The 24,264-nt window shown below is 60.8% G+C and carries 20 protein-coding genes and 3 pseudogenes; 12 read left to right on the top strand and 11 right to left on the bottom strand.

What is annotated here, in order from left to right:
- The first annotated feature begins 22 nt into the window (after positions 1-22).
- On the top strand, positions 23-1,129 hold the full coding sequence (locus ATN84_RS24740; protein ID WP_068885224.1) for an ABC transporter substrate-binding protein: 1,107 nt from the start codon (positions 23-25) through the stop codon (positions 1,127-1,129).
- Positions 1,130-1,161: 32 nt separating this feature from the next.
- On the opposite strand, the gene ATN84_RS24735 is transcribed toward ATN84_RS24740, so the two are convergent.
- The 7 genes from ATN84_RS24735 to melA (ATN84_RS24705) form a co-directional block, all read right to left on the bottom strand.
- Entirely contained in the window at positions 1,162-3,306 is a 2,145-nt protein-coding gene (locus tag ATN84_RS24735) for a TonB-dependent receptor (protein ID WP_068885170.1), read from the bottom strand.
- A 254-nt stretch (positions 3,307-3,560) separates the two neighbouring features.
- A complete protein-coding gene (melA, locus tag ATN84_RS24730) occupies positions 3,561-4,943 on the bottom strand; it encodes an alpha-glucosidase/alpha-galactosidase (RefSeq protein ID WP_068885169.1) in 1,383 nt (460 codons plus the stop codon).
- A gap of 16 nt (positions 4,944-4,959) precedes the next feature.
- A complete protein-coding gene (locus tag ATN84_RS24725) occupies positions 4,960-6,627 on the bottom strand; it encodes an ABC transporter ATP-binding protein (protein ID WP_068885168.1) in 1,668 nt (555 codons plus the stop codon).
- Between the two features lie 13 nt (positions 6,628-6,640).
- The gene (locus ATN84_RS24720; protein ID WP_068885167.1) at positions 6,641-7,774 is read right to left on the bottom strand and encodes an ABC transporter permease; all 1,134 of its coding nucleotides are present in this window, start codon (positions 7,772-7,774) and stop codon (positions 6,641-6,643) included.
- Position 7,775: 1 nt separating this feature from the next.
- Entirely contained in the window at positions 7,776-8,783 is a 1,008-nt protein-coding gene (locus ATN84_RS24715; protein WP_068885166.1) for an ABC transporter permease, read from the bottom strand.
- 101 nt (positions 8,784-8,884) lie between these two features.
- Positions 8,885-10,972, bottom strand: coding sequence for an ABC transporter substrate-binding protein (locus ATN84_RS24710; RefSeq protein WP_068885165.1), 2,088 nt, complete (start codon positions 10,970-10,972; stop codon positions 8,885-8,887).
- A 101-nt stretch (positions 10,973-11,073) separates the two neighbouring features.
- Positions 11,074-12,540 carry an alpha-glucosidase/alpha-galactosidase gene (gene melA / locus ATN84_RS24705; protein ID WP_068885164.1) on the bottom strand — a complete coding sequence of 489 codons (1,467 nt, stop codon included), beginning with the start codon at positions 12,538-12,540 and terminating at the stop codon, positions 11,074-11,076.
- Positions 12,541-12,740: 200 nt separating this feature from the next.
- Here melA (ATN84_RS24705) and ATN84_RS24700 point away from each other — a divergent pair, with 200 nt between their 5' ends.
- The 9 genes and pseudogenes from ATN84_RS24700 to ATN84_RS26475 all read left to right on the top strand — a co-directional run bounded on the left by ATN84_RS24700 (position 12,741) and on the right by ATN84_RS26475 (position 18,430).
- The gene (locus ATN84_RS24700; RefSeq protein ID WP_068885163.1) at positions 12,741-13,661 is read left to right on the top strand and encodes an AraC family transcriptional regulator; all 921 of its coding nucleotides are present in this window, start codon (positions 12,741-12,743) and stop codon (positions 13,659-13,661) included.
- A 161-nt stretch (positions 13,662-13,822) separates the two neighbouring features.
- Entirely contained in the window at positions 13,823-14,341 is a 519-nt protein-coding gene (locus ATN84_RS24695) for a hypothetical protein (protein ID WP_068885162.1), read from the top strand.
- Positions 14,338-15,399: a tyrosine-type recombinase/integrase gene (locus ATN84_RS24690; RefSeq protein WP_082766485.1), complete on the top strand. Its 1,062-nt coding sequence runs from the start codon at positions 14,338-14,340 to the stop codon at positions 15,397-15,399. The genes ATN84_RS24695 and ATN84_RS24690 overlap by 4 nt, the downstream gene beginning before the upstream one ends.
- 86 nt (positions 15,400-15,485) lie before the next feature.
- The gene (locus tag ATN84_RS24685; protein WP_068885160.1) at positions 15,486-15,752 is read left to right on the top strand and encodes a type II toxin-antitoxin system Phd/YefM family antitoxin; all 267 of its coding nucleotides are present in this window, start codon (positions 15,486-15,488) and stop codon (positions 15,750-15,752) included.
- Positions 15,749-16,171: a type II toxin-antitoxin system VapC family toxin gene (locus tag ATN84_RS24680; protein ID WP_068885159.1), complete on the top strand. Its 423-nt coding sequence runs from the start codon at positions 15,749-15,751 to the stop codon at positions 16,169-16,171. The genes ATN84_RS24685 and ATN84_RS24680 overlap by 4 nt, the downstream gene beginning before the upstream one ends.
- Before the next feature lie 55 nt (positions 16,172-16,226).
- On the top strand, positions 16,227-17,324 hold the full coding sequence (locus ATN84_RS27955; RefSeq protein WP_244491207.1) for a recombinase family protein: 1,098 nt from the start codon (positions 16,227-16,229) through the stop codon (positions 17,322-17,324).
- A 90-nt stretch (positions 17,325-17,414) separates the two neighbouring features.
- A pseudogene (locus tag ATN84_RS26480) lies at positions 17,415-17,693 on the top strand (DUF2493 domain-containing protein); the annotation flags it as partial.
- A gap of 75 nt (positions 17,694-17,768) precedes the next feature.
- Entirely contained in the window at positions 17,769-18,035 is a 267-nt protein-coding gene (locus ATN84_RS24670) for a type II toxin-antitoxin system Phd/YefM family antitoxin (RefSeq protein WP_068885223.1), read from the top strand.
- The gene (locus ATN84_RS26475; RefSeq protein WP_082766484.1) at positions 18,032-18,430 is read left to right on the top strand and encodes a type II toxin-antitoxin system VapC family toxin; all 399 of its coding nucleotides are present in this window, start codon (positions 18,032-18,034) and stop codon (positions 18,428-18,430) included. The genes ATN84_RS24670 and ATN84_RS26475 overlap by 4 nt, the downstream gene beginning before the upstream one ends.
- Positions 18,431-18,722: 292 nt before the next feature.
- On the opposite strand, the pseudogene ATN84_RS28190 reads toward ATN84_RS26475, so the two are convergent.
- The 3 genes and pseudogenes from ATN84_RS28190 to ATN84_RS24650 form a co-directional block, all read right to left on the bottom strand.
- Positions 18,723-19,256: pseudogene (locus ATN84_RS28190) on the bottom strand (integrase core domain-containing protein); the annotation flags it as partial.
- Positions 19,257-19,279: 23 nt separating this feature from the next.
- Positions 19,280-20,061: pseudogene (locus ATN84_RS28185) on the bottom strand (transposase); the annotation flags it as partial.
- A gap of 268 nt (positions 20,062-20,329) precedes the next feature.
- The gene (locus ATN84_RS24650) at positions 20,330-21,487 is read right to left on the bottom strand and encodes a DUF3095 domain-containing protein (RefSeq protein WP_068885157.1); all 1,158 of its coding nucleotides are present in this window, start codon (positions 21,485-21,487) and stop codon (positions 20,330-20,332) included.
- Between the two features lie 92 nt (positions 21,488-21,579).
- On the opposite strand from ATN84_RS24650, the gene ATN84_RS24645 reads away from it, so the two are divergent.
- The gene (locus tag ATN84_RS24645; protein WP_068885156.1) at positions 21,580-22,665 is read left to right on the top strand and encodes a glycosyltransferase family 4 protein; all 1,086 of its coding nucleotides are present in this window, start codon (positions 21,580-21,582) and stop codon (positions 22,663-22,665) included.
- The gene (locus tag ATN84_RS24640; protein WP_068885155.1) at positions 22,662-23,411 is read left to right on the top strand and encodes a polysaccharide deacetylase family protein; all 750 of its coding nucleotides are present in this window, start codon (positions 22,662-22,664) and stop codon (positions 23,409-23,411) included. The genes ATN84_RS24645 and ATN84_RS24640 overlap by 4 nt, the downstream gene beginning before the upstream one ends.
- Here ATN84_RS24640 and ATN84_RS24635 read toward each other — a convergent pair.
- Positions 23,408-24,247: an MBL fold metallo-hydrolase gene (locus tag ATN84_RS24635; RefSeq protein WP_068885154.1), complete on the bottom strand. Its 840-nt coding sequence runs from the start codon at positions 24,245-24,247 to the stop codon at positions 23,408-23,410. The two genes, ATN84_RS24640 and ATN84_RS24635, sit on opposite strands and share 4 nt — an antisense overlap.
- Between the last annotated feature and the right edge of the window lie 17 nt (positions 24,248-24,264).

Below are 24,264 nucleotides of genomic sequence, written 5' to 3'. Positions count from 1 at the left end.
ACTGGCTGCCGTGATCGCGGTCATGATCGCATTGGTTCCCGCGCTGGCATTCGCGCAGGAGCAGAAGCCCATCACCGTCACGGATATCGCGGGCCGCGAGGTGCAGATCAATGCGCCGGTCAAGCGCATCCTACTCGGTGAAGGGCGGCAGCTTTATCTCATCGCTTCGCTGGAACCGGAGAACCCGTTGGCGCGTATCGTCGCCTGGCGCAACGATCTGATCGAGGCCGATCCGGCAACCTATGGGCAATATCTCGAGGCCTTTCCCAAGCTGGCCGATATTCCCTCGTTCAGAGGTCAGGAGAACAGCCTGATCGATATCGAGTCCACCATCGTACAGAAGCCGGATGTCGTCCTGCTTAATCTGGAAGCGATGCGCGCCAATGAAGATGCCGATTATGTCGAGAAGCTCGCGCAGCTCGGCATTTCCGTGCTTTATATCGATTTCCGTCACTATCCCCTGCAAAATACCGAGAAAACCATCCGCCTTTTGGGCAAGATCATGGGACGCGAGGCGCGCGCGGAAGAAATCATCGCCTTCCGTCATGCGGCGATGGCCCGGGTGACCGACGTGCTGGCCCGCGCCAAGCCACCGCGCCCGAAGGTCTTCATCGAACGGATCGGCGGGTATTCCGACGATTGCTGCCTGTCATTCGGCGCGGAAAATTTTGGAAAATATGTCGAGCTCGCCGGCGGTCATAATATCGGAAGTGACATCATCCCGACGACATTCGGCCAGCTCAACCCCGAGCAGGTGCTTGCCTCCAACCCTGAGCATGTGGTGGTGACCAGCGCCGACTGGCAGGCCTATATGCCCGGCGGCCACTGGATACCGCTTGGTCCAGGTGCGGATCCGGACACGGCGCGCCAGAAGCTCGAATGGTTCACCACGCGTCCCGCCTATACCGGTATCGCCGCCCAGAAGACACGGAATTTCCATGCCATCTGGCACCAGTTCTACAACAGCCCCTATGAGTTCATCGCGGTCCAGCAACTGGCGAAATGGTTCCACCCGGACCTTTTCGCCGATCTCGATCCGGATGCCACATTCGCCGAATACCACCGCCGCTTCCTGCCGATGCCTTATCGACCGGGTTATGCGGTGAGCCTGTCCGATAGCGGGTCGTGAAATGAAAGCGCCCGCTCCGGGCGCTTTCTTCCTTAGAAATCGGTGGTCAGTGATAGCTTCACGGTCAAAGGCGCGCCTTGCGACAGGGTGCCGAAGCTCGCGACACCGGACCAGTAGTCCAGATCAAAGACATTCTCGACCTCCGCCCGGAAGGTGACGGGCCGCTTGTTGATCTCGGTGCGATATCGCGCGCCAAGGTCGAGCCGAGTCCAGGACGGGATTTCAAGCGTGTTGGCGGTGTTGACGAACTGCTTGCTGGTGTGAATGACATTGCCGGCCAGCGTCAGCCCGGGCAGGAAGGGCGTATCCCACTCCGCACCCAGATTGACCTGCCACGAGGGCACGCCGATCGGGTCGTTTCCAAGCGTCGCGGCGTCGTTCGTTTCCGTCAATTCAGCCTGGATATAACTGACGCCGCCGAGCAGTCGGACCTCGGGTGTGACTTCGCCGAAGATGTTGAATTCGACACCGCGGTTGCGCTGTTCGCCGCCCTCGACGAAGACCAGATCGCTCCCACGCGTTTCAAGCTGACCGAAGGGCTTTTCGATCTGGAATACGCTGAAGGTCATCGCCACGCGCCCCAGATCGACCTTGGTGCCGACCTCATATTGCCTGGACCGATAAGGCGGAAGGGTTTCTCCGGCGTTGACCGCCGTGGTCGGCGCGCTGTCGCCGACGCTGAGGCCCTCCACATAGTTGGCGTAGAAGGAAACGTTCTCCCACGGCTTGACGACGACACCAACCAATGGCGTGAACGCATCCTCGTCGGAAGAGGTGGTGACGACGCCCGAAGCGGGATTGTAATTTTCCGTGTCGATACGCTGATAGCGACCGCCTAATGTGAGCTGCACACGATCGTCCATTATCGATAGCGTGTCGGAGAGCGCAAAGCCGTAGAAGGTGTTCTCGGAAACCTTGGGGACGTGATCGGGTTCCGGCACGTCCTCCTCCGGCCGCGGAAACGGATTGTAGATATTAGTGAACTGAGGCGTTCCATTGTTGGAGCCGCGTGAAAGGCGCTGGCGAAGGCCGCTGGCCTGCAACGTGACGGTATGGCCGATGTCGCCCGTGTCGAAATTGGCGCGCACGCCGGTCTCCGCCGTCGTCCGGTCGACATCGAAGATGAAATTCTGCGGCGTCACGCTGACGTCGCCCGCGGAATTGAGGAGCGTCGGGGTGCCGAACAGCCGCCTGACGCGGGAATTGCCGCCGCCGATGGCAGCAAACCATGTAATATCGTCGGTCAGATCATATTCGACCCGCCCCAGCCATGAGAAGTCCTGGCTCTTCGACCATTCCCACGGCTCCTGAATGTTGAGGCGGCCATCCGGCGCGTCCGGAATGCCATCGATGCCAGCGGTCGGGAAGAACGGACGCTGCGGCGCGTCGAATTCCTCATGCTGCCCGATGATGTCGAGCGTGGCCCTGAGCCGCTCGCCCTCATAATCGAGACCGAGGGAACCGACAGCAACTTTGCGCGTCTGGTCGTCGATCGGCGTATCGCCGCCATGATAGCTGCCGTTGAAGCGCACGCCGAACTCCCGATTCTCGCCAAAACGGCGACTGAGATCGAGATGCGTGCCGCCATAGAGGCCGGACATGTAGCTGGTGGTCACTCGCGTGAGATCGACATCCCCGGCGCGCTTCGGCACAATATTGACGGTGCCGCCCACGCTGCTGTTGGGCGAAATACCGTAAAGCAGCGCCGTCGGCCCTTTCAGCACCTCGACGCGCTCGGCATAATCGGTGAACAGGCGATAGGTCGGGGCAACACCATAGACGCCGTCGAAAGCGATCTCGCCGAAATTCCCCTCATTCAAGGGAAAGCCCCTGATATAGAAGGAATCGAGCATGCCGCCGGATGCATGGGTGCTTCTGACAGAGGGATCGTTAGCCAGGACATCAGCGACCGTCTGCGCCCCCTGATTCTCGATCGTCTGCGATGTATAGCTCGTGATATTGAACGGCGTATCCATGAAATCACGGTTGCCGAGCAATCCGACACGGCCGCCGCGCCCTACCTGACCTCCCGCATAGTCTTCCGGCAGCTTGCCGATTGTCGAGGTCGAAGAACCGGTGTTTACGTCAATGCGCTCCAGTTCGATCGCATCCTGGGCGACAGCAGCCTGGCTCATGATCAAAGCCAGGGCGGTCGTCAGTCCGAAGCGTGATTCCATATAAACCCCCTATGACAGCCAACCCGTTTTGCTTGCCCGGCACAAGCGGGTTGCGGATGACCTAGGGGGTGGTAGATAACATGAGTGCCATTGTCAATATTTCTCTGGCGGGCAAAGTGGATGGCCGGTTTCCCGACCTATTGAACCGCAATCTCTGCCGGATAGTGACGAATACCGCCAGGTTTACCGTTGAGTACAGGTGGCGGAGCATCTCGTAAAAGCAGCCCAGTAAGGATGCATACCGCCGCCTCCGGTCATGCCGCCTGATTCTGTTTCCCGGTCCGGGGCACGCTCTGCGTCCATTCCGGCAGCCATTCGCGATGCGCGACGAGCAGATCGTCCACCAGCGACCAGATCTGGTCCAGGTCGAGCTCGGCTGATGTGTGCGGATCCATCATCGCGGCATGGTAGATATGCTCGCGATTTTCCGTCATCAGCGCCTGCACCGTCAGTTCCTGCACGTTGATGTTGGTGCGCATCAGCGCCGTCAGCTGTGGCGGTAATTCGCCGATGATCGTCGGCTGGATGCCGTTATGATCGACCAGGCACGGCACTTCCGCAGCGCATGCTGCCGGAAGCGAGGTGATGCAGCCATTGTTGCGCTGATTGCCGTAAATGACCGAGGGTTCGCCGGTCCAGACGGAATTCATGATCGAAGAGGCATATTCCTTCGACTGCTTCACTTCGATCCGCTCCGCCGAGCGATAGCTTGCTGCCTGGTCCTTCCAGTGCTCGATCTGTTCGATGCAGCGCTTGGGATATTCGTCCAGCGGAATGCCAAATTTCTCGATGAGATCCTCGCGGCCTTCCTTGATGAAATAGGGCGTATATTCGGCGAAATGCTCCGAGCTCTCGGTGACGAAGTAGCCGAGCCGCCTCATCATTTCATAACGCACCTTGTTGGGGCAGCGCGGGTTCCAGCCAGGTTTCGGAACACGGCCTTCGTGATAGGCCCGCAGGAGATCGGGATAGAGATTGCGGTAACTGCCATCCGGCTGGCGATGTTCGAATTCCAGGAAGAAGGCCATGTGATTGATGCCCGCGGACCGGTAGCGGATCTCCTCATAGGGAATATCCAGATCGTGGGCGAGTTCCATCGCCGTGCCCTGCACCGAGTGGCAAAGCCCTACCTGCCGGATAGAAGGATATTTCTCGGCGATTGCCCAGGTGTTGATCGCCATCGGATTGACGTATTGTAGCAGGATCGCGTTCGGGCATACGGCCAGCATGTCTTCGCAGATTTTCCAGAGATGGGGCACCGTACGCAGGCCGCGCATGATGCCTCCCACGCCAAGCGTATCGGCGATGGTCTGGCGCAGGCCATATTTTTTCGGCACTTCGAAATCCGTAACCGTGCAGGGCTCAAAGCCGCCGATCTGGAAGGCAACGACGACGAAGTCCGCATCGGCAAGCGCCTTCTTCTGGTCCGTATAGGTTTCCGCCCTGGCCTTCACGCCAAGCGTCGAGATGAGTTTGTTGACGACGACGGCGCTTTCCTCGAGACGCTGCGGGTTGATATCCATCAGCGCGATCATCGCTCCGGACAGGGCCGGCCGCTGCAAGACGTCTCCGATGATGTTCTTCATGAACACCGTCGAACCGGCGCCGATGAATGCAATTTTGGGATGTGTTGTCATGTCGTTCCTCTGGCAATCAGGCGATTTCAAAAGCAGCCCTGACGAGCCGCTGCGTGTATTCCGTCTTCGGATGGGACAGCACATCGCCCACGGGTCCCTCCTCGATGATACGTCCGTGCTGCATGACGATGACGCGGTGGCACAGCGCCCGCACCACCTTCAAATCATGGGAAATGAAGAGGTAGCTGAGACCCCGATCGTCCTGCAATTTGCGCAGAAGCTCGATGATCTGCGCTTGAACGGACAGGTCGAGGGCTGATGTCGGCTCATCAAGCAGGATGAATTCCGGTTCCAGCGCCACGGCCCGGGCAATGGCGATACGCTGGCGCTGGCCACCGGAGAACTCGTGCGGAAAGCGCGAGAGAATGTTATCAGGCATGCCCGCCGCCTCCAGCGCGTCACGAACCCTGTCGATCCTATCGCGCCTGGTCGCGCCGAGGCCGTTTACGATCAGGCCCTCTTCGATGATCTGGCCGATGGTCATGCGTGGGTTGAGCGAGGCAAACGGATCCTGGAAGACGATTTGCATCCGGGACCGGAGAGGACGCATTTCGGCGCGTGAGCGGCCATCGATGCGTTCCCCGTCGAAACGGATCTTGCCCTGCGTCGGCTCATTGAGCCGCAACAGCGATTGACCGAAGGTGGTTTTGCCGGAGCCGGATTCGCCCACCAAGCCCAGCGTTTCATGGCGGCGAAGCGTCAATCCGAGGCTGTCCACTGCCACCAGCTCCCTCAAGTCCGGTCTAAAGAACCCGCCATGGCGCATCATGAAACTTACGCGCACGCCGGCGGCAGTCAGAAGCGGCTCTGCCCTTGGATCAAGCGGAGGGGCCGCGCCGTGCGGCTCCGATCCGAGCAGTTTCCTGGTATAGGGATGTTGCGGCTCTTCGAATATCCGCGCGGTGGTGTTGTGCTCGCGCATTTCCCCATGCTGCATGACATAGACGTAATCGGCGAACTTGCGCACGATGGTCAGGTCGTGGGTGATCAGGACGACCGCCATTCCCCTTTCCCGCTGCAGGCGGCGGATCAAGTTGAGGATCTGCGCCTGAACGGTCACATCAAGCGCCGTCGTCGGCTCGTCGGCGATCAACACATCCGGATCGTTGGAGAGCGCCATCGCGATCATGACGCGCTGCCGCTGGCCACCGGAAAGCTGATGCGGATACTGGTTCAGCCGCGCCTCCGGCTCCGGAATCTGCACCTGGCGTAAGAGTTCGAGCGCGCGCAACCCAGCCGCCTTCCGGCTCATCCTGGAATGGACCCGGATCGCTTCCACGATCTGGCTACCGACGGTATAGAGCGGATTGAGCGAACTCATCGGTTCCTGGAAGATCATCGAAATGCGGTTGCCGCGAAGCGCCCTCCTCGATCGCGGTGAGAACTTCAAGATATCGGCGCCATCGAATTCAATCCGGGCCTGAGACGCGATGGTGGCGCGCTTCGATAAAAGCCCCATGACCGTGCGCGCGGTGACGGATTTTCCGGAGCCCGACTCTCCGACAATGGCGATCGTCTCCCCCCGGTAGAGCTGGAAGGAGATATCCTTCACGGCCTCCACCATCCCCTGCTCCACTTTGAAGCTGACGGCGATGTTGCGGGCATCGATCAGCGGCCTTCCCGGGCGTTCGCTGTTATCGAGCCTTTCTGGCGGGGCGAATGAGGTGATCGCTTGGAGGGTCATGGACGCATCCTCCTCAGTAAGGATCGACGGCATCGCGCAGGCCGTCACCCAAGGCGTTGAAGGCAAAGACCGCGACGAGCACGAAGGCGACCGGCGTCAGGATCCAGGGATAGGAGCCGATGACGGAATAGGTCGCCGTATCCTGCAGCATCAGCCCCCATGAGATGAGCGGCGGCTTGACGGCGAAGCCCAGAAAACCAAGGAACGATTCCAGCAATATCACCGTGGGGATTTGCAGGGTTACCGCGACGATGACATGGCTCATCACATTCGGCAGGATATGCTGGAAGATGATGCGGCGGTCCGTGGCGCCGACGGCGATCGCCGCGCGGACATACTCGATCCGCGCCAATGCCAGCGTCTTGCCGCGCACCTCGCGTGACATCTGCGCCCAGCCGAGCGCAGACATCACGACGACCACGAACGTCAGGAACACGTGCGTGGGCGCCGTCACCGGTATCAGCGACGTGAGCGCGAGGTAGAGCGGCAATTGCGGAAAGGCGAGCACGATTTCCACGAAGCGCTGGATCCATATATCGGCGGCGCCGCCGAAATAGCCGGAAATCAGGCCGACACTCGTGCCAATCACGGTGACGATCGCAACCACACTCAGTGCGATTGCCAGCGATATGCGTGAGCCATGGATGGCGCGCGACAGCACGTCCCGGCCGAACTTGTCGGTCCCGAGAAAATGCACAGGCCGGCCGTCAGTCGACCCGAAAAGATGCCGGTCCATCGGAAGAAGACCGAAGAGGCGATATTCCGCGCCCTTGACGAAAAGACCCAGATAGAGCGGATTGTCGTAATCAGGCCCGACAACAGGCTGGAAGGTGACAGGATCCAGTTCCTGCGTCTCGGCTATGGGATAGACGCGGGGACGGATGCTGAAGCCGCCATCCTTCTCGCGGAAGCTGATGGCCTGCGGTGGCGAAAAACTTACGTCGGTTTCCATCGGGCTCATCGGGGCGACGAAATCCGCGAAGATCGCCGTCAGCGCCAGCAGAATAACGAGAACGAGACCCATCATGCCGGTAAATGACCGCCTGAAGCGGCGCCAGACCAAGGCGCCGTAACTCTCGTTGAAGGTTGCGGCGCCAAGCCTGCCGGTTACAGCCGTATCCGTCCGCGTTTCGTTCAATACCACCATCTCACGCGCTCCCCGTTTCGCGGACCCGGGGATCCAACAGGGCGAGCAGCATGTCGGCGATGATGTTGCCGATCACGAGCGTCGCCGCGAGCACCATCATGAAGGTGGCGGTGACATAGACGTCGCCGACCGCCATGGAGCCGACGATCGCCGGTCCGACCGTCGGAAGGGCGAAGATGATGGCCGTCTCGATCTCCCCGCTCAGCATGTAGGGCAGCACGACGCCCTGATACATGACCAGGGGATGCACCGCGTTGGGTACCGCATGGCGCATGATGACGGCGCCCTCGGAGAGCCCTTTTGCCCGGGCGGTTTCGATATATTGCGCGTTCAGCGTATCGAGCAGATTGCCGCGCATGACGCGCATGTTGTAGGCGAGCCCACCGAAGACGGCGATGGCGACCACAGGCCAGACATGCTGGACCAGATCGACAAATTTTGCCCAGGACCACGGCGCCCCCCCATATTGCGGCGAGAAGAAGCTGCCGATCTGCGAGATATCGTAGTGGAACACCATCAGGTAGACGAGGATCAGCGCCATGAGGAAGCGCGGGATCGTCATGCCCAGGAAGGAGATGGCGGATAAGAGGTTATCAACCCACGAATATTGGCGTGTGGCAGCCCAGATGCCAAAGGCGATCCCCAACAGCGATGCCAGGATGTGGCAAACGAGCGCGAGCGCCAATGTGCGTGGCAGGCGCTCTCCGACCACCTCGGCCACCGGCTTGTTGTAGTAGAAGCTGTAGCCGAAATCGCCACGGGTGATGATGCCGCTGATCCAGTTCAGGTACTGGACGATCATCGGCTTATCCAGCCCATGTTCAACGCGATAGGCCTGGGCCTGAGCCTCGGCCTGCTCGTAGGATGCACCTCCCTGGTTCATCAATTGCGAACGGATGTAATCGGCATAATCGCCAGGCGGCGCCTGAATGATCGCGAATGTCACCACGCTCAGGATCAAGAGCACAGGTATGGCCGAACTGATCCGCATCAGGAGAAATCTAGGCATTCTCTTGCCTCTGCGCTTGGATGGCCGGCATCGGCGACCGTCGGATCATTCCGTCCGGCCGCGCTTCACGCGCGGCCGGTAGCGTTGCTCGGGAGGGGGAGCTAATTGATCGCGCCATCATCGCCGGGCTTGCCGGGAAGCTGCTCCGGGTAGAGCTCGTACCTGCCCTGGCGGTCGGAGGCGACCCACAGACGCTCGCGGATGATCGCGTCTTCCGCCCAGTTGAACATGTAGATCGGTGTGCCGGGCGGGACGTTGGAGAAGCGCTTGTTGATGATCAGGGCACCCGGATATTCCGTCAGCCCTATCGTATAGAGGTTTTCCGTATAGATCTTCTGATATTGCTTCATCAGGTCCGCACGCTCGGCATTATCCTGCGAGGCAATGAAGCGCCGGACCAGATCGGCCATCCGCGCCTCGAAGGGCATGGTGTCGAGTTCCTTGCCCTCGGGCGCGCGATGGTTCCAGCTGGTCCGCGGGCCGATCGGCGCCAGTTGCTCGGTGTTCTGGACGACGGAGGATAGTTCCGTCCTGTTGCGGAATACCGCCCAGTCGAAGCGGCCCGAATAATGCGTGGCATCCCGCTGGTTGGAGTCGAGCGCGTTGACGACGACGCGGATGCCGAGCTTCGCCATCTGGCCAACGAGGCCCTCCGCCAGGCTCTTTTCCGTCGCGTAGCCATTATTGACCAGGAGCACCACTTCGACATTCTTGCCGCCGGCGGTTCCCTTAGGGAAGTTGACGAAACCGTCATTGTCCGTGTCGGTGAGCCCGAGTGCTTTCAGCGCCGCTTTGGCACCTTCCAGATCATACGGATAATAGACCGTCGACGCCCGATCATAGAAGCTGGTGCCGGAAGAAAGCCCGCCTGGATAGATAGCCGTGAAGGGGCCCTTCACCAGACTGTCGCCGACCGCCTTGCGATCGATCGCCGACGTGATCGCCTTGCGGAACTCCGGGTTACGGTTGAGTTCGCGAATGGCCTGTCCGCGCTCATCCGGACTGCCCCAGCCATTGGCGGAGAAATTCATCAAGAGATTGTAGCCGATCAGGCGGGGCCCGAAGGCGAGCCGGGCCGGTGCATTGGGATCAGCCGCCCGTTTCAGCGATGCGACGAAGTTTTCAGGCTGCTCGAGGTTGGAGATGTCGCCAGATCCCGCCACCGCCTGAAGGTCGCGGTCCGCCCAAGTCGAGAGCTTGTAGTGGACCTCATTGAGATAGGGTAGCTGCTGTCCCTTCTCGTCCACTTTCCAGTAATAGGGATTGCGCCGTAGGACGATGATATCGTCGGGGCGGTATTCCACCGGCACCCAGGCGCCCATCACCGGCATATTCATAAATTCCGGCGGAAAGGCGTTTCTGAACTGGTCATAGGTATTGCCGGAATATTTCGGATGCTTCGGCTTCAAGAGATGAGCCGGTCCGGGGCAGAAATTTGGATAGGCCATCGTATAGAGATACTGCTTCGGGAAGGCGTCCTTGAAGGTCCACTCGACCGTATGGTCGTCAACCTTCTTGAGAGTCGTGCCTTCGCCGAAGGCTTCCGGCGATGCGCCCCCGCCAAGCGGCGAGACGTTCGGATCGAGAACCGCGTCTTCCCAGTAGAACATGACGTCATCGGCAGTGAAGGGCTGGCCGTCAGACCAATTCGCCCCCTTCACGAGGTGCATGGTCAGTTTATGACCGTCCTTCGACCACTCCCAGCTTCTGGCGAGATTGGGCAGCGGCTCGGTATCCTGCGCATTGACCTGGAACAGCGGCGCTGTGCGCGTCAGGCATTCGGATAGCGCAATGTCGAGACCGCCCCACCCCTGGCTCTGCCCCGCCATGTAGTTCCAGCCCTCGGGACGTCCGCCGACCACATGACGCATCGTGTCGCCGTAGACGCCAAGACCGTCCGGCATATTGCCGGTCTTATAGACCAGCGGTTCCTCGGGCAGACGCTCCTCCAACGGCGGCAACTTGCTAGCTTTCACGAATTTCTCCGTGACCCAGTCCGGCTCGCTATAGGCAGGCAGCGCCTTGAACTCGAGAATGGAATCGCGCGCCACATAGGTGATCTTGGCCTCGGCCGGAAACGGTGGCGGCTCTGGTGGCGTGCCGGTTTCAAAAGCATTGGCGTTCATGGCCAACATCGATATGCCGACGGTGAGCGCCGCACTACTGCGCATTCTCCGCTGATGTCGCATCGTCCTATTCCTCCCTTCGAGCCCGCATTTCCTGCGCGCCGCGCCTCCACTTATCCAGACTACGGAAACTCCCCTCCCCGCGGCCTCTTCTGGCAGTTTCCTCAAACTGCTTGTCTGAGAGCAGACTTCTCCGCCCGCAGTTCCTCGATGGAACGGACGCCGCGCCGTGCCGCGCCGGACCATTCGCGCGTCTTCACCCTGGCATTCGACAGGCGCTCCCGCGCCGCCGGAACCGCATAGGCATATTGCGGCAGCCAGCGGGCCTGAGCCACCACCATCTCATCGACCATCTGCCAGACCTCCTCGGGCGTTGCGACGGCGCCGACCAGCGGATCATGCAGGACGGCGAGCTTGAGAAGCTCGATGTCACCCGAGATCGCGGCATGTACGGACATGCGCTGGACATTGATGGAAGCCATGCAGGTGGCGGCACAGGCTTCCGGCAAGGTGATGCCGGAGACCATGTTGATGCCGAAACGATCCACGAAACCGGGTGACTCAATGATGGCATCACCAGGCAGATTGGTGATAACGCCGTTGTTCTTGACGTTGAAATGCCCGCGATAGACCCGTCCGGTCTCCAGCGCCTCAAGAATATGGCTCGCGTGCTCGTTGGACCGCCTGCCGGGATCGATAGGCTTGCCTGCGGATTCGAGAAACTGTGGGAATTCGGTCTCAAACCAGTTGCGGGTTTCGGTGGAGTGGCGCAGATAACCGCCCGTTTCGCCATGAATCCAGTCGGACATATCGATCCAGCGCGTGATCTCATCGGGACGTTTGCGATACCAGGGCAGGTATTCGGACAGATGGCCGTTGCTTTCCGTGGAATAGACGCCGAACCGCTTGAGCACGTCGATACGCAGCTTCTCCTGCTGTGAATAGACCGGGTGCGCCTCGAACGCCGCGACCAGCTCGTCCTTGCCGATTTTCCGGCCGTTGAGGCGCAAATCCACGAACCAGGTCTGATGATTGATGCCCGCGCAAACATAATCGAGCTCGCGAACCGATTTAGCGCCCAAGACCTCCGCGATCTGCTCCGCCCCATGCTGCACGCCATGGCACAGGCCGATAGTGTCCACCTTGCCGTATTCGATGGCCGCCCAGGTGTTCATCGCCATCGGATTTGCGTAATTCAGGAATTTCGCGTTGGTCTCGGCGACCTCGCGGATGTCCTTGCAGAAGTCCAGGATTACGGGGATGTTGCGTTGGCCATAGAGAATCCCGCCTGCGCAGATGGTATCCCCGACGCACTGATCGATTCCGTATTTCAGCGGAATGGCGATATCGTCCTGATAGGCCTCCAGGCCGCCGACCCGCACGCAGGAGATCACATAGCGGGCCCCTTCGAGCGCCCGGCGGCGATCCGTGGTGGCGGTTATCCTGGCTGGAAGGCCGTTCGCCTCGACCACCCGTTCCAGGATGTCGCGGATCATGCCGAGATTGCGTTCGCTGATATCCGTCAGGGCGAACTCGACGTCCTGGAACTCCGCGACGCACAGGATGTCGGTGAAGAGCTTCTTGGTGAAGCCGACACTGCCGGCACCGATGATAGCGATTTTGAAACTCATCCCTCGCATCCTCCTAGCGATTGAAGCATTGAAGCGCAGGAACGCCGCGTGTTGCTGACTGGCCTTCGATCGCTGGGCAATATGCCCGTAAAACATGGGCCTTGCGTCACGCGTCCGAGACACGACTGTCCCTTCAACTTCTCCTCCGAACCGGATTATGCGTATATTCGCAGCTGGTGATAGAGAAGGATTATGCTTTCATGGGTAATTTTGTGCTTCAGGATCTCGTTGATGCAGGTCCTGCGATGCGCACCGTATCCCTGCCCCGCGGACGGCAGACCCTTCACACCATGCCGACGAGCTGCGGCTATGAAATCCGTGACGGCAGCGGTTACGACTGGGACGGAAGAAAACGCGGGCTGGCGCCCTTCACGGTGCTTCAGCATTGCATCGGCGGGCAAGGGAACTTGCGCTACGAGAACCGTACGACTGTTGTCCGCCCGGGAGAGACCCTTCTTCTGCTGATCCCCCATTACCATCGCTACTGGCTCGACCAGGGGGAGCGGTGGGAATTCTTCTGGATCTCGATGAATGGCGAAGAGGCGCTCCGCATCCATCGGTCCATCCTGGCCATTACCGGGCCTCTGCTGCGCTTGCAGGAGAAGACAGTCGACCAGCTGGCCCATTGCTGCCACAGGCTGATGCATGACGGGGAAACGCCGGGCGCGGCATCCGCCATCGCCTACGAGGCTGCCATGGTGCTTTATGATGATGTATTCGGATCGCACCCCACATTCGCCCAGGAATACCGGGCCTTGCAGCATGTGCTGAGCCATATCGAAGCCCATCTCGACCAACGGCTTTCCGTTGATGAGCTTGCAGAGGTGGCGGGTTTCAGTCGGGCCCACTTCTCCCGCATCTTCGCCGCCAGCGAGGGCCTTCCGCCGGCTGAATTCGTTCTGCAGAAACGCCTGCGGCGCGCCGCCAAGCTGTTGACCAAGACTGCGGACATGCCGGTCAAGGAGGTCTCCGCGCTTTGCGGCTTCGAGGACCCCAACTATTTTTCCAAGGTCTTCCGGCGGCTCTACGGCACCAGCCCGAGCGATTTCAGAACGTCGGGCATGTATGCCAGCGTAACGGGCCCAACCCGCCGCGACGAACTGGAGCGTAACTTAAAATGAACTGCAGCACGGTTCGCGCTGCCAATAATTATCGTTCGTTTTGTGATTCACTTGGAAAAGAGCGCAAATCACCGCGTAGCGTCCAGAAAAGGACGAGGCCGGACCGCCAGCAGAACGAGTGGGATCTCGTCGGCCAGCCGAAGACAAACGAAGGAGAATGCATGCCAGTCCAACGGCGCAACAAAGGGCATGCCTGGCAGGCGGCAACCGCGCAGGACGGCAGGTTCTACGGGCTTTTCGCCGGCGCTTTGTTCACCGTCAGCCTCGGCCTTGGCGTCATCGGCCGCTCCTGCAGGCCGATCGACGGCGCTGTCCGGTTCGTCATGGATTTCCTCACCCCCTACACAACCCTCGACACGCGCTCCCTGTCGGTGTTCCTGATCCTCTCCGCGCTCTTCGCTCTGGTGCCCCGTCTTCAATTCTGCGCCGCAGGGTGCAAGTACCTCGTCGCCGGGGTGATCACAGCCGCTGCCGCCCTCGTTACGGGCGGCCTTGCCGGCATCCTGGCCACCGAGCTCATCCGCGTGGCGGTGGGCCTGTCGCCCATCGCGATCGAGGAATTCCTGCGCCCGGCGCTGCAGCTCTTGATGATCTGGCTGAGCGCAGCCTATATCGTTTGGATGGTGCTGGGGATCGGCAATGCCGGGCTGTTGGTTCGAACGCCGCGAGCCGGCCGATGACCCATTCCGACGACCTGCCGGACATCGTCGATATCGTGCGGGATATGGGGAATATTGCGACCGATCCCCCTGCCCTGCCGGCCCATCTCGAGCCTCTGGCGGATCGGGCCCGCGATTATGTCGAGGCCGCCAGTTCCGCCAACACCCGCCGCGCTTACGCCGCCGACTGGAAGCACTTTACCAGCTGGTGCCGCCGTCAGGGCCTGGATGTACTGCCGCCCGATCCCCAGACGGTCGGACTTTACATCACGGCGCTCGCCTCCGGCGCCAATGAAGCGTCCAAGGCATCTGTCGCCACCATCGAACGCCGCCTGTCGGCGTTATCCTGGAACTACAGACAGCGCGGCCAGCCGCTCGACCGCAAGGACCGCCATATTGCCACCGTGATCGCCGGCATCCGCAACACCCATGCCGCGCCGCCCCGGCAGAAGGAGGCAATCCTGCCGGAAGATCTGATCGCCATGCTGGAGACGTTTCCCCGCGGCACGTTGCGCGGTATGCGTGACCGGGCCATGCTGCTTCTCGGCTTTGCCGGCGGCCTGCGCCGCTCGGAAATCACCGGGCTCGACCTTGGCCGTGATCAGACAGAAGACGGCCGCGGCTGGATCGAGATCCTCGACAAAGGCCTGCTGGTGACGCTGCGCGGCAAGACCGGCTGGCGCGAGGTCGAAATCGGTCGCGGCTCGTCCCATAGCACCTGCCCGGTGACGGCGGTCGAGACCTGGATCAAATTCGCGCGGATTGCCAAGGGACCGCTGTTTCGCCGCGTCCGCGGCCAGGGCAAAGACGTCGGACCGGACCGCCTCGCCGACCAGGAGGTCGCCCGCCTCGTCAAAAAGACGGCGATGGCCGCAAACATACGTAGGGATCTTCCGGAGATCGAGCGGGACCTGAAGTTTTCCGGTCATTCATTGCGCGCCGGCCTTGCCTCGTCGGCCGAAGTCGATGAGCGTTATGTCCAGAAGCAGCTCGGCCATGCGTCCGCTGAAATGACCCGCCGTTACCAGCGCCGGCGCGATCGTTTCCGCATCAACTTGACGAAGGCGGCAGGGCTGTAGCTCCCCTCCCCTCTTCGCAGCCCCTTGTCACTTATTCGCCAGCGGATTATATAGTCACTATAGTCATGATGGTCAGGAGATGTACAATGCAGCCATCACCACACGACGAGAGAAGCTGGACCGTTGCCAACGCGAAGGCGAAACTCTCAGAAGTCATTGACCGCGCGCAATCCACGCCGCAGACGATCACCCGAAACGGCAAGCCTAGCGTCGTTGTCGTCTCTGCCGAAGAATGGCAGCGGAAGACCGCGCGCAAAGGTACGCTCGCTGAGTTTCTGATGGAGTCGCCACTACGCGGCGCCGGTCTCGACCTCGAGCGTCAACGCGACGAACCACGTGATCTGTCGCTGTGAGACTCCTGCTCGACACCAATGTTCTGTCAGAAGTGACAAAGCCGCGTCCCGAGGGCCGCGTTCTCGAATGGTTGGATGGACTCGACGAGGACCGCTCCTTTATCAGTGTTGTGTCGATTGCGGAAATTCGTCGCGGTGTTGCCCTCATGGACAACGGACGAAAGCGCGATGCACTGGTCGAGTGGCTCGCCCGGGATCTGCCACAACGTTTCGAGCACCGCGTCGTTCCGGTGGACGAACGTGTTGCTCTGGCGTGGGGTGATTTGATGGGCGATGCAAAGCGGAGCGGCCGAGGTATGTCATCAATGGATGGCTTGATCGCAGCCACCGCGATTGCCCACGACCTCGCTCTTGCGACACGCAACACCAAGGATTTCGAAGGCTTTGGTATCGAACTCATCGATCCATGGGTCGAGTGAGGTGCATTTCAGTTGCAGTTGATATGCCGATAATGGCCATAAAGGGTGAACCTGCTTGCTTTCCTATCACGTGCTGAAAAATCATGCCGGCATTCTTCTGATTGGCGATTGCACGTCTCTGCGCTGGTTGCATGAGGTCGTTCATGACGTCAATGAACGTTCCCCGCTCGTGACAGACAAGGAGGGCATGTTTCTCGGCCTAGCTTACGACGTTCGCAAGGCATACGAACAACAGCGCGAAGTTCTTCAGCCACCTCAGGAGCACGGCTCAGGCGCCTCGCGAGCGCGCCCTGCACTTTCCAAATTGCTTCGAGAGATAAGCGCCGGCGACACGCTCGTTGTCGTGCGGCTCGACCGTCTGGCGCGGTCCGTTGGCCATCTGCTTGAAGTAATCGAGGATTTAACTGCGAAAAAAGCACATTTTCGCTCACTGCACGATCCCATCGATACGGCCACGCCGCAGGGAATGTTTTCGTTACAGGTCCTTGGCGCCGTGGCCCAGCTCGAGCGCGCGCTGATCTCGGAGCGAACGAAGGCCGGTATCAGGGCCGCAAAAGCGAAGGGCCGACTGCCGGGCAACCCCGGTATCCGGGAAAAACGCCCTGAAGCGTTGGCCAGGATGACTGCAGCGCAAAAAGCGGCCTACGGCGATCGCATCCAGACCACCGTCAACCAATGGTTTCCCACCGTGCGGCGCATGCGACCAGATCACACGTGGGACGATATCGCCCGCGTGCTCAAGCAGCGAGGCCTCGACTGGACGCCGGAACGTCTTCGCCGCGCCGTGAAGTGGCTGGTAGCGGAGCACATGGCCGATCCGACTTTGCTGCGCAAGTCTCCTCCCCGTCAGCCTGAGGATCGCTTGATGACGTTGGTCGCCGGCATTCATTCATCGAACCCGGACCTGACGCTGCGTGAAATCGCCGCTCAACTGGGTGGCGCCACTCATGAAGACGAAGACATAGCCCCCCAGCGTCCAGTCGGCCGGAGCGATGCGGCGTACTCGCAGATGATCCAGAATTCCGGCAAAAGAAGGCGCCAGCGGGGCCGCCCAGGTGCTGACCAACGCTGCGACCAGCAGCGGGCCGAGGACCAGAAAACCAGCAAGGAACCACCACGCGGTTTGCGGTGCCCACCCGCCTTTCACCAATAGAGGCATGAGCCGGATCGTTACCGCCCACAGCAGTAGCGCTGGGACCCCGAACAACAGGATCGATAAACCGATTCCGATACGTTCCGGAATGCCAAGCACGCGGATATGATCCTGCTGCACGGCGGCTCTCCCAAAGGTGCCGAACGTATTGCCGCCTGCTGGGCCGAGGCCCGCAAGGTTACCCAGATCGCCTTCAAACCCGACTGGAACAAGCACGCCAAAGCCGCCCCATTCCGGCGCAACGATGAGATACTGGCGGTTATGCCATCAGGCGTCATCGTCTTCCCCGGTTCCGGCATCACCGACAACCTTCGCGACAAGGCCCGTCGGCTCGGCATCAATGTCTGGGAACTCAAAGGAGATGGCGCCATTCTCATCTCGCCGAGGAACCCCTTGCATTTTGGAGGAATTGTGTACACATTTCCCATTCAAACGGAGCCCGCCATGCCTCAGTCCCGGCCACAGACACCATCTCCCCGCCGTGTCGGCGTGCGGGAGTTTCGCGGCAACCTGACGTCCTTCCTCAAACAGGTCGAGGATGGACAGCGGTTTGTTCTCACCTCCCATCATAAGGTCGTCGCGGAAATCGGGCCGCCGTCAAAGGACACTGTCGTTCGCAAGCCCGGCGCGTTGCGCGGGAAGATCAAAGTTGCCGAAGACTTCGACAGCCTGCCGGCAGACGTCCTAACCTCCATGGAAGACGAGGCGTGAGGTTACTCCTCGATACGCATGCCTTGTTGTGGTGGCTGAACGACGACGAAAAACTCGGTCGCCATGCGCGTGGTCTTATCGGCGATGCTGAGAACGACGTCCTCGTCAGTGCTGTCTCCCTTTGGGAAATCACCGTGAAGCTGCGGATTGGCAAACTCGAGGCCGATATAGACGAGATTCTTGCGATCTTGCCGGATCAGGGATTCGATCGGCTGGATATCACGGATGCGCATCTTGTCACTCTTGCTACTCTTCCGCTTCATCACCGTGATCCCTTCGATCATCTGCTCATGGCACAGGCCGTGGTGGAGGGAGCGCATTTCGTTTCGCAGGATCGGAATGTCGGGCTCTACGGCGTTCCGTTCGTGACTTGCTCGGACCCGGCCGCCTTGTGATCTCCGATGGGCTCGGTTCCGCCGAGGTGGCCGGCCCCGATCGCTCGGATGGCGCGCTTGCCTATAGGGGTGTGCCTGGCGGATATCAGCGGCTCAGACGATCGGGCGCAGGCAGGCCAGTTGGCGAAAGCCCGTATCCGATGCCCCGCGCGAACCGCTTCATCCGATATTGCCGGTGATCTGCCCCCTTCAAACTGGACCAGTTATGGTTAGAGTTTTCCGGTGGATTTTCCTGGCTGGGAACCGCCCCCACGTTCTGGACCAGCGGAGGCTGGAGTTGTCCGGCTTCCCTTCAGGGAGGCGGGCTGGTTGCGCCTCCCGATTTCATCAGCGAGATCGGCACCTTGTTGCCGATCGCACCATGTGGCCGAACCTCGTTATAGTCTCTACGCCAATTCTCCATCTTTTCGCGGGCATCCGCAAGGGTCAGGAACCAATGCTGGTTCAGGCACTCCGCCCGGAAGCGGCCATTGAACGCCTCGATGAAGGCGTTGTCCGTGGGTTTTCCGGGACGCGAGAAGTCCAACGTGACACCCTTGGCATAAGCCCAAAGATCCAGATCGCGGGACACGAATTCCGTGCCCTGATCCACCCTGATTGTCTTCGGATAGCCGACCTGCCGGCATACCCGTTCCAAGGTTTCCACGACATCTTCACCCCGATAGCTGTGCCGCGGATCAAGCACCGGTACATAGCGCGAGAAGGTGTCGACCACCGTCAGCACCCGCAGTTTCTTGCCGGTGGCGAGCTGGTCGTGCACGAAGTCCATCGCCCACACATCGTTCGGGCCGACAGCTGTCTGACGATCTTCCCGAAGCTTCGCCCGACCACCGTCAGCACCCGCAGTTTCTTGCCGGTGGCGAGCTGGTCGTGCACGAAGTCCATCGCCCACACATCGTTCGGGCCGACAGCTGTCTGACGATCTTCCCGAAGCTTCGCCCTGACCCTGCGCTTCGGCGTCTTGTTGCGCAACTGCAGGCCTAAATCTCTGTAAATGCGATAGGTTCGCTTGATGTTGGTGCCCCAACCCTCGCGTTCCAGCAGCACATGCACGCGACGATAGCCGTAACGCACACGGGTCTCGCAGATCTCACGAATACGACGTTCCAGACCGGCCTGATCGGGACGGCGAGAGGTGTAGCGGTAGGTCGACCGATCGAAGTTCAACGCTCCACAGGCGCGCCGGATCGAAATCATCCAATCGCGGCACATGCCCTTCACCACCTCTCGCTTCCGAGCAGGCCTTAGAGCTTTCGCCGGATAACATCCTGCAGCATCTCGCGGTCCAACGTCAGATCCGCGACGATCTTCTTCAATCGCGAATTCTCATCCTCAAGTTGCTTCAGCTTCTTCATCTCAGGCGGCAAGAGCCCGGCGTACTTTTTCTTCCAGTTGAAATAGGTCGCCTGACTGATCCCCGCCTTACGACAGATCTCCGCAACCGATACCCCTTCGTCACCCTGCTTCAGAATGAATGCCTTTTGAGCATCCGAAAACTGCGATGCCTTCATCGTCTTCCAGGTCGCCTGACTGATCCCCGCCTTACGACAGATCTCCGCAACCGATACCCCTTCGTCACCCTGCTTCAGAATGAATGCCTTTTGAGCATCCGAAAACTGCGATGCCTTCATCGTCTTCCATTCCTTTCCCAGCCAGGAAAATCACCGGAAAACTCTAACCAAAAATGGTCCAGTTTGAAGGGTTCAGATCATCCGCTGGTCCAAAAACCTGGGGCGGTTCAAAACCGCCGAGGCTCTAACCACAGCTGGATGAAAGTTCCGTGGCAGGTCAGTCATATTTTGCCAAGGCCGAAGAAACCAGCAAGCCGCCCGGAATTATGCCTGCGGTGGAAGCCCACCACCCGCAAGTCATCGCCGGGCGTGCCGAAGCAATGTCCTTTCAGGTGAGTTTCGCCTTCAGGTTCGTCATTGCCACGGCATAGCCGCCCATTGCCCCATCGATGAAATGGACATGATCGCGCTGCATGGGCGAGGCGACGATGCAGGTCATCAGCGCCGAATTTTGTCGGTGCAGCCCGTAATTGCAGATGCCGGCGCGCTCGGCCTCTTGCAGCCGGTCCTCGATCTGACGCAGCACCGCCGGTCCAACATCGATGGTCATCTTGAGCCCGTCGTCGAATTTGCGGAAATCCGAGTTCCTGGCCACCTCGCGCCGATAGGCTCTTGGATCGAAGCCGCCGATCTTCCAGCCGAGCTTGTCGGCGACAATGGTGCTGAACATGAGCGCCGATATCCACAGCTTGGAAATCCACCGCCGGCCGGCGGGCGCGTTCGCGCGGGCTTCCGCATCCAGTCCCTGCGAAGAAACGCCGAACTCCGGCCCTTCCGCCGGCAGGGGATGGCCGCCGCGCTGTTGCTGGCCGGTCAGGGAGATCAGATCGGAGACGAGATCCTGAAAGGCGTGTGCGTCGTGCGCCGGGCCCGGCACGGCGATGATGGAGACGATTTCACCGAGCGTGGCGTCGATCGGGTTCCAGCGGCATGAAAGGCCGGTCAGGTCCGGTCTCGTTCCCGCCTGGGCCGGTTCGATCCGATAGCGGCCGGCCTTCATCCGGGCTTCCGCCCAACTGCCGCCGCCGCCGGCAAACATGGCGTAGGACACGTCCGCTGAAGGCTGGAACCGGGCGATCAGCACGTCCAGGCCTTCGGCGCGGATGTCTTCGACTGGCACCAGCGCGGCGCGCATGGTCATATCAAGTTCTTCCGCGACCCAGGTCTGGACGGCGGCCAGCGTATCGCGGGCGACACTGATGGCGGAGGGCGGCACCACCACTTGCGCGCCGTCGCCGCCGAACACGAAGGGAAGGTCGCGCCGGTCGAGCGCATTGAGCAGGGCGGAAATGACGCTGGCGCCCGCCATATTGACGGATTTGTAGTGGCCGGCCGCGACGGCGCCGGTCGAATCGACGATGTCGGCCAGCGCCAGTGCCCAGCCGGGCGGGAGCGGCTGGTAATTGCCGATATCGGCCACATTTCCGAACTCCCGGAAGACGGGCAACGTATCGATGAACGATTCAGGCGCGACTGGCTGTTTCATCCTTTATAATTAGCACATTGCGATTGATTGCGGATCAGGGAATGCTGCATGCGCTTGACTTGCGTCGATTGCCTGACGATAGACTCCCGACAATGCGAATTGCTTTCCACGCGCCCATGAAATCGCCCGCCCACCCGGTGCCCTCAGGCGACCGCCAGATGGCACGACTGTTGATGAGGGCATTGAAGCAGGGCGGACATGGCGTCGAACTGGCATCGGCGCTTTCGACCTATCAGCGTGATCCCGATCAGCATCGGTTCGCCGCCATTGAAGCCGAAGCCGCCGGAGAGGCCGCAAGACTCACGGCGCTCTGGAAGCGCGAGGGCGCGCCGGATCTCTGGTTCACCTATCATCCCTATTACAAGGCGCCGGACCTGCTCGGGCCTGGCATGGCGGCTGCGTTCGGCATCCCCTATGTGACGGCGGAAGCCTCCTATTCCAGGCGGCGCGACGAGGGGCTATGGGCGAAGACGCAGGCATCCGTGGCCCGATCGGTCAGTCAGGCGGCGCTCAATATCTGCTTCACCCGAAGGGACCGCGACGGGCTTGCCGATGCCGTGCCTGACGCCTTCCTCGGCCTGCTGCCGCCCTTCATCGACGCATCAGGATTTCCCGAAAAGCCGGGTGCCGATCCTTCGCGTCTCGTCTGCACCGCGATGATGCGGTCCGGCGACAAGTTCGAAAGCTACCGAATGCTCGCCGGCGCCCTCGACAGGCTCCGCCATCTTTCCTGGAGCCTGTCCGTGGTTGGTGATGGGCCTGTGCGGGCCGAAGTGACCGCGCTGTTCGCCGGTTTCCCGCGGGAAAGGATCGAGTGGCATGGCCGTGTGGAGCCAGCCGCCGTGGCGGATATCCTGGCGGGCGGGGGCATCTATGTCTGGCCAGGCTGCGGTGAAGCCTATGGGCTGGCCTATCTCGAAGCCCAGGCCGCCGGCCTGCCGGTCGTGGCGCAGCATGTCGCCGGTGTGCCGGAAGTGGTGGTCGACGGGCGGACCGGATTGCTGACCCTGCCGGATGATATAGGAGCTTTTGCCTCCGCCATCGAAAGGCTGCTGATGAACGAGCGGGAGCGGCAAACGATGTCCGATGCAGCCCGGCGTTTCGTGCATGGCGAACGGTCTCTCGAAGCCGCTGCCGCCCGCCTTTTCGCCATGCTGCCGAAGGTCCCCGCGCTATGATCGGCGGTTGGCAATTGCTGCATGACGAGCTTGATCGCTGGAGCGATGCCGGGCGCGTGGCCGACTTCTGGCTGCGGGACGACGATGCGGCTGAACCGACTGCGGCGCTGGATCGGCTGCTCGACCTGACAGGGGACTATGCCGTGCCCGTGACATTGGCGGTCGTCCCCGCCTTCACCGGGGAAGCACTGGCAGCGAGGCTCGCCCGAGCGCAACATGCCCTGGTTGCCGTTCACGGCTGGGCGCATGAAAACCACGCGTCTGGAAGCGAGAAGAAGCAGGAGCTGGGGCCGCATCGCCCGCGTGATGTCGTCCTGGAAGAGCTGGCGCGGGGGCTGGGCGTGATCACGAAGCTCCATGGAGCGCGTGTCATTCCCATGCTGGTGCCGCCATGGAACAGGATCGATATCGGTCTGGTCCCGGAGCTCGGCCGGCTGGGCTTTGAGGCGCTTTCCGTGTTCGGACCGCCGAAACCCGCGCCGATCCGCCTGGTCAATAGCAATATCGACGTGATGGACTGGCACGGCACGCGCGGCTGCCGCGATCATGCGGTGTTGGTCGGGGAGATCGTCGCTCAATTGAAACGGGCTTTCGCCGGGGGGGATCCCGTTGGCCTGCTGACCCATCATCTGGTGCATGATGAGGCGGTGTGTTCTTTCATGGAGCGCCTGTTCGAGGTGACGTCCCGCAACGGGGTTCGCTGGCGCTCTCCGCGTGAAATACTGGCTGGACTGCCCAGGCCTTAGCGGCGGGAAAATTTCAGTTCCTGCCCGTCGCGCGCGGCGAAGGCGCCCGCAAAAGCCTCTTTTGCCTGCTGCTCGATGGCTTTGAGCTCCTCATCGGTGCGCCTGGGATCATGATGGAACATGGCCAGGCCGCGGGCGCCGGCCGCCTCGCAAAGCTTCACCCCCTGTTGCCAGGTGGAATGCCCATAACCGCGTTTCCGCTCCATTTCGGCTTCGAGATACGTGCAGTCATAGATGACGAGGTCGGCGTCTTCGATCAGTTTGAGAACCGCCGGATCCAGCTTGCCCGGTTCGTGCTCGGTATCGCTGATCAGGGCGATGGCCCGTCCGCCCCACTCGATCCGATAGCCGATGCAGCCGCCGGGATGATTGAGGCTGCCGGTGCGTATCGTGATGCCCTCGCGCGGCTGAAGCACGTCGCCCGAGATGAAGTCGTTGCAGGTGATATTGGCTTTGCAGACATCGAGCTTTGCCGGAAACCAGGGCGGAAGCATGAATTCGGTCAGCATCTCCTGCGTCGTCATCCGTCCGGCAAGGTGCCCCGACCATACGTTGATCCGGGCGTCCTTGTCGTGGATCGGCATGAAAAAGGGAAAGCCGATGATATGGTCGTAATGACAGTGGGTGAAGAACAGGTCGATATCGGTGACGCCACCAGCCCGCAAAATCTCACCGGCCGGGCGTAGCCCGGAGCCCGCATCGAGGAAAAGCCTATGTCCACCGCACTGCAATTCGATGCTTGCGGTATTGCCGCCATAATGCAGGAATTCGGGCCCTGATACCGGAACGCTGCCGCGCACCCCCCAGAACTTCACCAGCAACGTATCGTCGTTCATCCTGCCCCTTTGCTATG

The sequence above is a fragment of the Paramesorhizobium deserti genome (assembly GCF_001558695.1).
Taxonomy (GTDB): Bacteria; Pseudomonadota; Alphaproteobacteria; order Rhizobiales; family Rhizobiaceae; genus Paramesorhizobium; species Paramesorhizobium deserti.
The sequence above is the reverse complement of the archived record's forward strand: the minus strand, read 5'-3'. Positions and strand labels throughout refer to the sequence as shown.

What these genes read in the sequence shown, in the direction of transcription:
- ATN84_RS24650 (WP_068885157.1), bottom strand. Translation starts at nt 21,487, where the DNA reads ATGAAACAGCCAGTCGCGCCTGAATCGTTCATCGATACGTTGCCCGTC.
- ATN84_RS24690 (WP_082766485.1), top strand. Translation starts at nt 14,338, where the DNA reads ATGACCCATTCCGACGACCTGCCGGACATCGTCGATATCGTGCGGGAT.
- ATN84_RS24720 (WP_068885167.1), bottom strand. Translation starts at nt 7,774, where the DNA reads ATGGTGGTATTGAACGAAACGCGGACGGATACGGCTGTAACCGGCAGG.
- ATN84_RS24685 (WP_068885160.1), top strand. Translation starts at nt 15,486, where the DNA reads ATGCAGCCATCACCACACGACGAGAGAAGCTGGACCGTTGCCAACGCG.
- melA (WP_068885169.1), bottom strand. Translation starts at nt 4,943, where the DNA reads ATGACAACACATCCCAAAATTGCATTCATCGGCGCCGGTTCGACGGTG.
- ATN84_RS24635 (WP_068885154.1), bottom strand. Translation starts at nt 24,247, where the DNA reads ATGAACGACGATACGTTGCTGGTGAAGTTCTGGGGGGTGCGCGGCAGC.
- ATN84_RS24640 (WP_068885155.1), top strand. Translation starts at nt 22,662, where the DNA reads ATGATCGGCGGTTGGCAATTGCTGCATGACGAGCTTGATCGCTGGAGC.
- ATN84_RS24670 (WP_068885223.1), top strand. Translation starts at nt 17,769, where the DNA reads ATGCCTCAGTCCCGGCCACAGACACCATCTCCCCGCCGTGTCGGCGTG.
- ATN84_RS24710 (WP_068885165.1), bottom strand. Translation starts at nt 10,972, where the DNA reads ATGCGACATCAGCGGAGAATGCGCAGTAGTGCGGCGCTCACCGTCGGC.
- ATN84_RS24740 (WP_068885224.1), top strand. Translation starts at nt 23, where the DNA reads ATGATCGCATTGGTTCCCGCGCTGGCATTCGCGCAGGAGCAGAAGCCC.
- ATN84_RS24645 (WP_068885156.1), top strand. Translation starts at nt 21,580, where the DNA reads ATGCGAATTGCTTTCCACGCGCCCATGAAATCGCCCGCCCACCCGGTG.
- ATN84_RS24725 (WP_068885168.1), bottom strand. Translation starts at nt 6,627, where the DNA reads ATGACCCTCCAAGCGATCACCTCATTCGCCCCGCCAGAAAGGCTCGAT.
- ATN84_RS24735 (WP_068885170.1), bottom strand. Translation starts at nt 3,306, where the DNA reads ATGGAATCACGCTTCGGACTGACGACCGCCCTGGCTTTGATCATGAGC.
- ATN84_RS24700 (WP_068885163.1), top strand. Translation starts at nt 12,741, where the DNA reads ATGGGTAATTTTGTGCTTCAGGATCTCGTTGATGCAGGTCCTGCGATG.
- ATN84_RS24695 (WP_068885162.1), top strand. Translation starts at nt 13,823, where the DNA reads ATGCCAGTCCAACGGCGCAACAAAGGGCATGCCTGGCAGGCGGCAACC.
- melA (WP_068885164.1), bottom strand. Translation starts at nt 12,540, where the DNA reads ATGAGTTTCAAAATCGCTATCATCGGTGCCGGCAGTGTCGGCTTCACC.
- ATN84_RS24715 (WP_068885166.1), bottom strand. Translation starts at nt 8,783, where the DNA reads ATGCCTAGATTTCTCCTGATGCGGATCAGTTCGGCCATACCTGTGCTC.